The organism is Mesorhizobium huakuii, assembly GCF_030160235.1.
Lineage (GTDB): Bacteria > Pseudomonadota > Alphaproteobacteria > Rhizobiales > Rhizobiaceae > Mesorhizobium > Mesorhizobium huakuii.
Genome location: NZ_BSNY01000001.1, coordinates 1 through 6,160, shown reverse-complemented (window position 1 = coordinate 6,160; position 6,160 = coordinate 1). Strand labels below are relative to the sequence as shown.

At 58.5% G+C, this 6,160-nt stretch carries 11 protein-coding genes; 3 read left to right on the top strand and 8 right to left on the bottom strand.

Translation table 11 applies throughout. The features are described 5' to 3' along the window. Positions 1-193 precede the first annotated feature (193 nt). From QQK95_RS00055 to QQK95_RS00040, 4 genes are all read right to left on the bottom strand, one after another. Positions 194-496, bottom strand: a complete 303-nt coding sequence (locus QQK95_RS00055) for a DUF982 domain-containing protein (protein ID WP_240565171.1) — start codon at positions 494-496, stop codon at positions 194-196. A 16-nt stretch (positions 497-512) separates the two neighbouring features. Continuing rightward, positions 513-962 (bottom strand): NADH dehydrogenase ubiquinone Fe-S protein 4, encoded by a 450-nt coding sequence (locus QQK95_RS00050; RefSeq protein ID WP_240565172.1) that lies wholly within the window; start codon positions 960-962, stop codon positions 513-515. A 64-nt stretch (positions 963-1,026) separates the two neighbouring features. Beyond that, positions 1,027-1,536, bottom strand: a complete 510-nt coding sequence (locus QQK95_RS00045; protein ID WP_284267514.1) for an Hsp20/alpha crystallin family protein — start codon at positions 1,534-1,536, stop codon at positions 1,027-1,029. 79 nt (positions 1,537-1,615) lie between these two features. Then, positions 1,616-2,083: an Hsp20 family protein gene (locus QQK95_RS00040; protein ID WP_284267513.1), complete on the bottom strand. Its 468-nt coding sequence runs from the start codon at positions 2,081-2,083 to the stop codon at positions 1,616-1,618. Between the two features lie 238 nt (positions 2,084-2,321). Here QQK95_RS00040 and QQK95_RS00035 point away from each other — a divergent pair, with 238 nt between their 5' ends. Then, positions 2,322-2,573: a hypothetical protein gene (locus QQK95_RS00035; RefSeq protein ID WP_284267512.1), complete on the top strand. Its 252-nt coding sequence runs from the start codon at positions 2,322-2,324 to the stop codon at positions 2,571-2,573. A 243-nt stretch (positions 2,574-2,816) separates the two neighbouring features. Here the strand turns inward: QQK95_RS00035 and QQK95_RS00030 are convergent, their stop codons facing one another. The 4 genes from QQK95_RS00030 to QQK95_RS00015 all read right to left on the bottom strand — a co-directional run bounded on the left by QQK95_RS00030 (position 2,817) and on the right by QQK95_RS00015 (position 4,831). Further along, a complete protein-coding gene (locus tag QQK95_RS00030) occupies positions 2,817-3,038 on the bottom strand; it encodes a hypothetical protein (RefSeq protein ID WP_064982205.1) in 222 nt (73 codons plus the stop codon). A gap of 620 nt (positions 3,039-3,658) precedes the next feature. Next, on the bottom strand, positions 3,659-3,892 hold the full coding sequence (locus QQK95_RS00025; RefSeq protein WP_236952387.1) for a DUF982 domain-containing protein: 234 nt from the start codon (positions 3,890-3,892) through the stop codon (positions 3,659-3,661). Positions 3,893-4,190: 298 nt separating this feature from the next. Next, a complete protein-coding gene (locus QQK95_RS00020; RefSeq protein ID WP_284267511.1) occupies positions 4,191-4,460 on the bottom strand; it encodes an usg protein in 270 nt (89 codons plus the stop codon). A 23-nt stretch (positions 4,461-4,483) separates the two neighbouring features. Further along, positions 4,484-4,831, bottom strand: coding sequence for a hypothetical protein (locus QQK95_RS00015; RefSeq protein ID WP_284267510.1), 348 nt, complete (start codon positions 4,829-4,831; stop codon positions 4,484-4,486). 340 nt (positions 4,832-5,171) lie between these two features. Between QQK95_RS00015 and groES the strand changes: the two genes are divergently transcribed. Together groES and groEL are read left to right on the top strand one after the other, a co-directional pair. Beyond that, entirely contained in the window at positions 5,172-5,486 is a 315-nt protein-coding gene (groES, locus tag QQK95_RS00010; protein WP_096448926.1) for a co-chaperone GroES, read from the top strand. 55 nt (positions 5,487-5,541) lie between these two features. Continuing rightward, on the top strand, positions 5,542-6,160 hold a 619-nt coding region (gene groEL, locus QQK95_RS00005; RefSeq protein WP_284267508.1), incomplete at its 3' end, for a chaperonin GroEL.

Below are 6,160 nucleotides of genomic sequence, written 5' to 3'. Positions count from 1 at the left end.
TTCAATGGCTTAACGGACAGTGTTCGCTATCCGTTCACGTCCAACTGTTCAAGTTGGGCCTTGCGGTGGGGCTTCGTTTTAAGTCGGATCACTCTGCGGTGCGGCGGGAGGTCTATTGCACCGGATTCCGTTCCTTGACGCGATGACAGATGGTGTCCCACCGCGTGGTTAGTCGGCAACCTTCGCCAGCCCCTCAAACGAAGCCGCCTTTTGGCGGCCCTTCTGCTACTTTTGTGTCGGACGGCACAGAGAAATCGAATTTGGCCAGGATCCCGGAAATTCTTGCGAAGCCAACAAATGCCTGCCGTGCCTGGTCGGTTGTCATGTGCCCCGCAATCGCGGCGTTGCAACCTCTGACAGCGCAACTGTAGACCGGTCCTCGCTTCGATTTCGGCCATTGATTCAGGAATACGAGCGCCTCCCGCACCGAGTTTATGTGGTGGATCACGTCGTTGGTCTTGATCTGGACAGGAACTAGAAAAGCCAGACTCTTCATTGTTACCTCCCGATGATTACTGTACTCCATTTCTTGCCTGGCTATTGCGAGAGCAAGGATGAACAGCGGTGCTACGGAAGCGGTTTCGAACGTTTGGTCGAGGCCACTCAGGCGGATCGGTCTGTACGACATAATCCAGTTCCTGCCTCTCAGCGAAGGCGACCGCTGCTTCCCGGGTCGGGAAATCCAGTTGCACCTGGGTGAGTGTGTCGCCGCCGCCGCAATAACCCATCAGATGATCGATGACGAGCGGAGTTCGGCGTTCGAACTCAAGGCGCCAGGGCCGGCACGTAACCCGCGCCGAAGTCATGACCGAACGGCCGGGCCGAAAGATCCGTGCCAAGGCTTGGTTGGTCCTTGGAGTTGGGGTGTCGAGACCGCCATCGAACAGTTGGAGTTTCTCGCCCTGCCAAGGATTCAATGTGATGCGGTTCGATTGTTTAGCTCGTGTGAGTATCTCTGTCATTTGACGTTCCTCGCTATCTGCGAAGGCCGGGGCTTCATCGAGCCCCGGCCTTGCTTCGCGACCGTCATTTGTTGCCGTTGATTGCGATGCGCTTGGCATTTGCCTGCGCCTTTTTGGACTTGGGCAATGTCACGGTGAGCACACCGTTCTTGAACGTCGCCGCCACCTTGTCGTCTTCAACCTCACGGCCGAGACTAAAGCGCCGCTCAAAACGCCCATAATAGCGTTCGCTGAACTGGCGGTCCTTGTCCTCGGTCTCCGCCTTCTTCTCGCCGCGAAGTGTCAGAACACCATCATCCAGCATGACCTCGACGTCGTTTTCATCGAGGCCAGGGATTTCGGCCGTCACCCGGATTTCCTGATCGGTTTCCGAGAACTCCACGCTTGGCCAAGTGCCGTTGAGAGGGGCCATGCGGCCCAGCGCCGAAGGCGTGTCAAAACCGCGGAACACCTCGTCGAATAGCCGGTTGACATTGCGGTGCAACGACAGGAACGGATCCATGTCGTCACCGCGATAAAGGCTCGGTGCCTGGCTGCCGCCACGGCTCCAGGGAATCAAGTCACGTACGCTCATTTGATCCTTCTCCTTTCCGTGTTGGGTCGCACCCGGACCCCACCCACGACAGGACGGGGTGCGGGCCGACCGCCAAAGATCAGGCCGCCGCGCTTTCAATGCGCTTGGACGCCGCCTTCTTGTCGGTCTCGACATTGATCGCGATGCGGCGCGGCTTCATCTCCTCGGGAATTTCTTTCTTGAGGTCGATGATCAGCAGACCGTTTTCGAGCTTCGCCCCGACTATGGTTACATGGTCGGCCAGTTCGAATTGGCGCGCGAACGACCTCAACGCCAGGCCATGATGGAGGTACTGAACCTCGTCGTCCTCTGTCTTGGCGCCCTCGATCACGAGCATATTCGGCTGATGCGTGATCGTAAGCTCATCTTCCCCGAAACCGGCGACCGCGAGGACAATGCGGTAGGTGTCTTCGCCGAGCTTGGCGATATCGTAGGGCGGCCAGTTGTCCGCGTTCTGTGGCGGGCTGGCGTTTTCGAGCAGGTTGAAGATGCGGTCAAAGCCGATGCTCGACCGATAGAAGGGGGAAAAGTCCAGGTTCGTTCTCATAACTACATCCTCCTTGGAGCAACATAGGTACGAGGGAACGCCAAGAAGCATGGCGCTCCCTGACACATCGGCCCCTTGTGCGGCGACCGACGAGGAATGACTTGGGAATTGACTTCCGCTGCGTCAAGAGGGACCGCCAAGGCAGTTTCGCGACCGCCTTCGAAATGGCTGGTGGCAAGCGCTCCATCGAATACCCATCTGCTTCGCAGGTATTTCGAACGGAGGAAAAGGATGCCCCATGACACGCCAAGACGTTGTCTCGGTCCTCGGACCCGTGGACAACGCGACGATTGCGGAAATCATCGCGTCCGGTGCCTCGCTTGAGGAGTTGAGAGAGGCATGGGCCTGGGCCTTCGGTGACGAGGCGTTGATGAGCCAGGGACGACCGCTGCCGGGAACACGGGTGGCAGCGCTGATCGACCTGATCGACCCCGATGACGAAGGCGACGTGGCAGATCCGGCCCGGGCGCATCCGGGCGTCGGTAGTTGATCAGAGATGCATGGATCGCCACGCTATTCCAACGATTCCAAGCGCGCCGTTTAAGGTCTTGAGGATGCTCGCAGATTTGGACGGCCTCGCCCGACAACGGTGTGTCGTTGGCATGACAGTTCGCGAGGCCGTCGCTGCAAGTGTCTTGCCAGCCCTTATTCCTGAAAGACTGCGAAGACGACTATTGGCCGACAGTGTAGGCCGCCCAGGAGTAGGCCAGAGCGGCCCTCACTAGCCATCAGTTCATTTGCAAGCAGCCAGTTCCTTCAATGCCTTTTCGGCATCGGCCTTGCTTGTATACGTCTTATTGCCGGCATCGGTCAGTTTTGTGCCGTCCGGTTTTTTGGTCACCACCTCACACTTCTTGGTCGCCGCATCCTTAGCCACCCAGTACTCCGTGGCTGCAAATGCAGGGATGCTGAAAATGGCGACAAGAGCACTGGCGATTGCGACTTTGCGGATCATTGCTAACCTCCATTCAATGCCAGCCCAAAAAGGGCACATTGCATTTTGATCGCCAACGATTTTGGCGCCATTTTGACATCAAGACCCGACGCATCGCGCAGGCCTCAGGGGTGACACGCCTTGGGGCAACGACCGGAACCATCATGCGCTTCAACGGGAGCGTTTCATCCGTCGCCCTGCCGTGCTGTAGCAGTGGCCTGCCTCGATCCGGCTGGCACTTCAGCAGCAAGCACGGTCGCAAGACCAGCTACTAATCCTTGGTCGGGGGCAGCTTTGGCACACAGTCAACAGCTTCGCCGCAGCGCGAGGTATCGGGCAACGATCTGAAATTTGCCTTCTCTGTCTGCCGGACCAGTTTCGCAAACAAGAGCGCGAAACATGCCATCGTGAGGACAATGATGATCAAGCGAATAAACGGCAATGGCGTAGTCTCCGCTCGTGTTCATGAGGCGAAGGGCAAACTGCCGACGAGTTTGGCGAGTTCGCTCAGCTTTCGATGTCCAGCTTCCCTATCGATCGGAGATGCCCACAATCGTCCAGGATCCTGGTCGATTCCTCACCCCGTGGCACCGCTGACGTTATCGATCGGGTGCGCGGCACGACCGCCGCCGCACGCGAGATCAACCGTCAGCGCGACGGCCTGCACCGCCAATCTTGGGCCCTGTCATCCAAGGCGGCGCCGCGGGAACATCCTCAATGACACCGACCCTGCGTGCCCAAGTCGTAAATGTCTTGTGTGCCGCATCGACGGACTTTCGACCATCATATGCGGAGTAGCAAGTGTCACTCGCCGCTGCGTGAAGCAGGCCGCGCCTTTCGAGCGGCCATTCCTCAAGAAACTCTATCGCATCCATGACACAAGCGATCCTTCGGAGAGCGAAGCTATCATCTCGTACGAAGATCGCCTGTTTGAACATTCCATCTTCCATGGTGACCTCCCTTCAAACAGTGTGGCAACCGATCCTGCCTCGCCTCTGCGTGGCAAGGATCCGGCAAGTCGACGAGCTTGGACGCCATAGCAAACAAGACGGAATTCTGCCCGACATCCGCCAAGCTGCGCTCGACATAGAAAGAGATTGGAAAGACCTCTTTTGGGTTCAAGGGGTGTCGGCAGCCGGACGGGTGGCGCTGGTCGCCACGATTGGGCGCCGGCTATTGAATGGTAAAAATGCCGTCTACCGCCTGCCATTCGGAAGGCCGGATCAAGCGGTGATGGGCAACGCGCACGGAATGGAGCGCGCCTTCGAGTTCGCGCTCCCAGTAATTCAGAAACCCTTTCAGGGTTGGGAATTCCGGTGCAAGATCGTATTCCTGCCAAACGTAGAGCTGCAAAAGGCTTGGATGATCGGGGAGATGGTAGTGGATCTCCGCGGTTGTGAGACCGTAGCCCTCCATCTGCAGCCGCAATTCCCTGCTGACCATGCGTCTCTCCTTCCTTGTTGCATTCAGGCGTCAAGGTTTTGCGGGCGTTCTCGGTCCCGCCGTTCCTTGAAGTCACTGGCAAGCTCGGCGCGACTATCGTCCAGTCGGCGAAGTGCATCCATGACGGCGTCAAACGTCACCGGGCTCGCAGCACCCGGTGGCTTTCGCAGCGCAGGCATGGAGACGACGGCGCAAGCATCCGACGCCCATGAGGCGAGAATGGCGCGCTTTTCCTGAGGGTCGAGCGTGCGGTCGCCCACCACCTCATCGGGGTGACTAAAGTGCCGCGCCGGAAACAGCAGGCGGTCAAGCGAAGGATCAGAGGTTTCAGGGGCGATCGAGGGGATGTTTTTTGGGAAAGTTCGTTCCATCGACAGTCTCCGCTTCCTAACAATCTCCTTGGCATCGTTGTGGTGCAGGAGGCCCCCTACGGGACCTCAGCGCCAAAAATTTCGTGGAGCTCGAATAGAATTTCAAGACCTAAAAATCATGCGTCCCAGCGAAAATAGCTTCATGAATTCATGTCCCTAGCACTCTCGAATGCAGAGCGCCAAAATTTTTCCGGCGAGCCCTTGAAACTCGAAAATGCCAAAACTAGCTCGATATGCGCGCGATGCCTGAGAAAGGGGTCGCGACGCCCTGCACCGGCCCGATATTGCCGGTCCGGTGTGGAGGAACCTCAAAAATCTGTTTGTCCTGAAGGAGAACGACATGACGTTCCGTCCATTGCACGATCGTATCCTGGTTCGCCGCATCGAGGCCGAAGAGAAGACGGCCGGCGGTATCATCATCCCCGACACTGCCAAGGAGAAGCCGCAGGAGGGCGAAGTCATCGCCGTCGGCCCGGGTGCGCGCGACGAGAGCGGCAAGCTCACGCCGCTCGATGTCAAGGCCGGCGACCGCATCTTGTTCGGCAAATGGTCCGGCACCGAGATCAAGCTCAACGGCGAGGACCTGCTGATCATGAAGGAAAGTGATGTGATGGGCGTGATCGAGCAGACCGCGGCGGTCAAGAAGGCCGCCTGACAGAGGCTCCGACCGCAATCCAGTCAATGAAGCTGCCTATTGAAGGAGTGATCCAATGGCTGCCAAGGAAGTGAAATTTCATTCCGACGCCCGTGAGCGCATGCTGCGCGGCGTCAACATCCTCGCCGACGCGGTGAAGGTGACGCTCGGCCCCAAGGGCCGCAACGTCGTCATCGACAAGTCTTTCGGCGCCCCGCGCATCACCAAGGACGGCGTCACCGTCGCCAAGGAAATCGAGCTTGAGGACAAGTTCGAGAACATGGGCGCCCAGATGGTCCGCGAAGTCGCTTCGAAGACCAACGACATCGCCGGGGACGGCACCACGACCGCGACCGTTCTCGCGCAGGCGATCGTCAAGGAAGGCGCCAAGGCCGTTGCCTCGGGGATGAACCCGATGGACCTGAAGCGAGGCATCGACAAGGCCGTCGAGGCGATTGTCCAGGAGTTGAAGACCAACGCCCGCAAGGTGACCAGAAATGATGAGATCGCCCAGGTTGGCACCATCTCGGCCAATGGCGATGCCGAGATCGGCCGCTTCCTTGCGGAAGCGATGCAGAAGGTCGGCAACGAGGGCGTCATCACGGTTGAGGAAGCCAAGACCGCCGAGACCGAACTCGAAGTCGTCGAAGGCATGCAGTTCGACCGTGGCTACCTCAGCCCCTACTTCATCACCA

Excerpts from the sequence above, each read along its gene's own strand:
- QQK95_RS00055 (WP_240565171.1), bottom strand. The coding sequence starts at position 496 with ATGAAGAGTCTGGCTTTTCTAGTTCCTGTCCAGATCAAGACCAACGAC.
- QQK95_RS00050 (WP_240565172.1), bottom strand. The coding sequence starts at position 962 with ATGACAGAGATACTCACACGAGCTAAACAATCGAACCGCATCACATTG.
- QQK95_RS00045 (WP_284267514.1), bottom strand. The coding sequence starts at position 1,536 with ATGAGCGTACGTGACTTGATTCCCTGGAGCCGTGGCGGCAGCCAGGCA.
- QQK95_RS00040 (WP_284267513.1), bottom strand. The coding sequence starts at position 2,083 with ATGAGAACGAACCTGGACTTTTCCCCCTTCTATCGGTCGAGCATCGGC.
- QQK95_RS00035 (WP_284267512.1), top strand. The coding sequence starts at position 2,322 with ATGACACGCCAAGACGTTGTCTCGGTCCTCGGACCCGTGGACAACGCG.
- QQK95_RS00030 (WP_064982205.1), bottom strand. The coding sequence starts at position 3,038 with ATGATCCGCAAAGTCGCAATCGCCAGTGCTCTTGTCGCCATTTTCAGC.
- QQK95_RS00025 (WP_236952387.1), bottom strand. The coding sequence starts at position 3,892 with ATGGATGCGATAGAGTTTCTTGAGGAATGGCCGCTCGAAAGGCGCGGC.
- QQK95_RS00020 (WP_284267511.1), bottom strand. The coding sequence starts at position 4,460 with ATGGTCAGCAGGGAATTGCGGCTGCAGATGGAGGGCTACGGTCTCACA.
- QQK95_RS00015 (WP_284267510.1), bottom strand. The coding sequence starts at position 4,831 with ATGGAACGAACTTTCCCAAAAAACATCCCCTCGATCGCCCCTGAAACC.
- groES (WP_096448926.1), top strand. The coding sequence starts at position 5,172 with ATGACGTTCCGTCCATTGCACGATCGTATCCTGGTTCGCCGCATCGAG.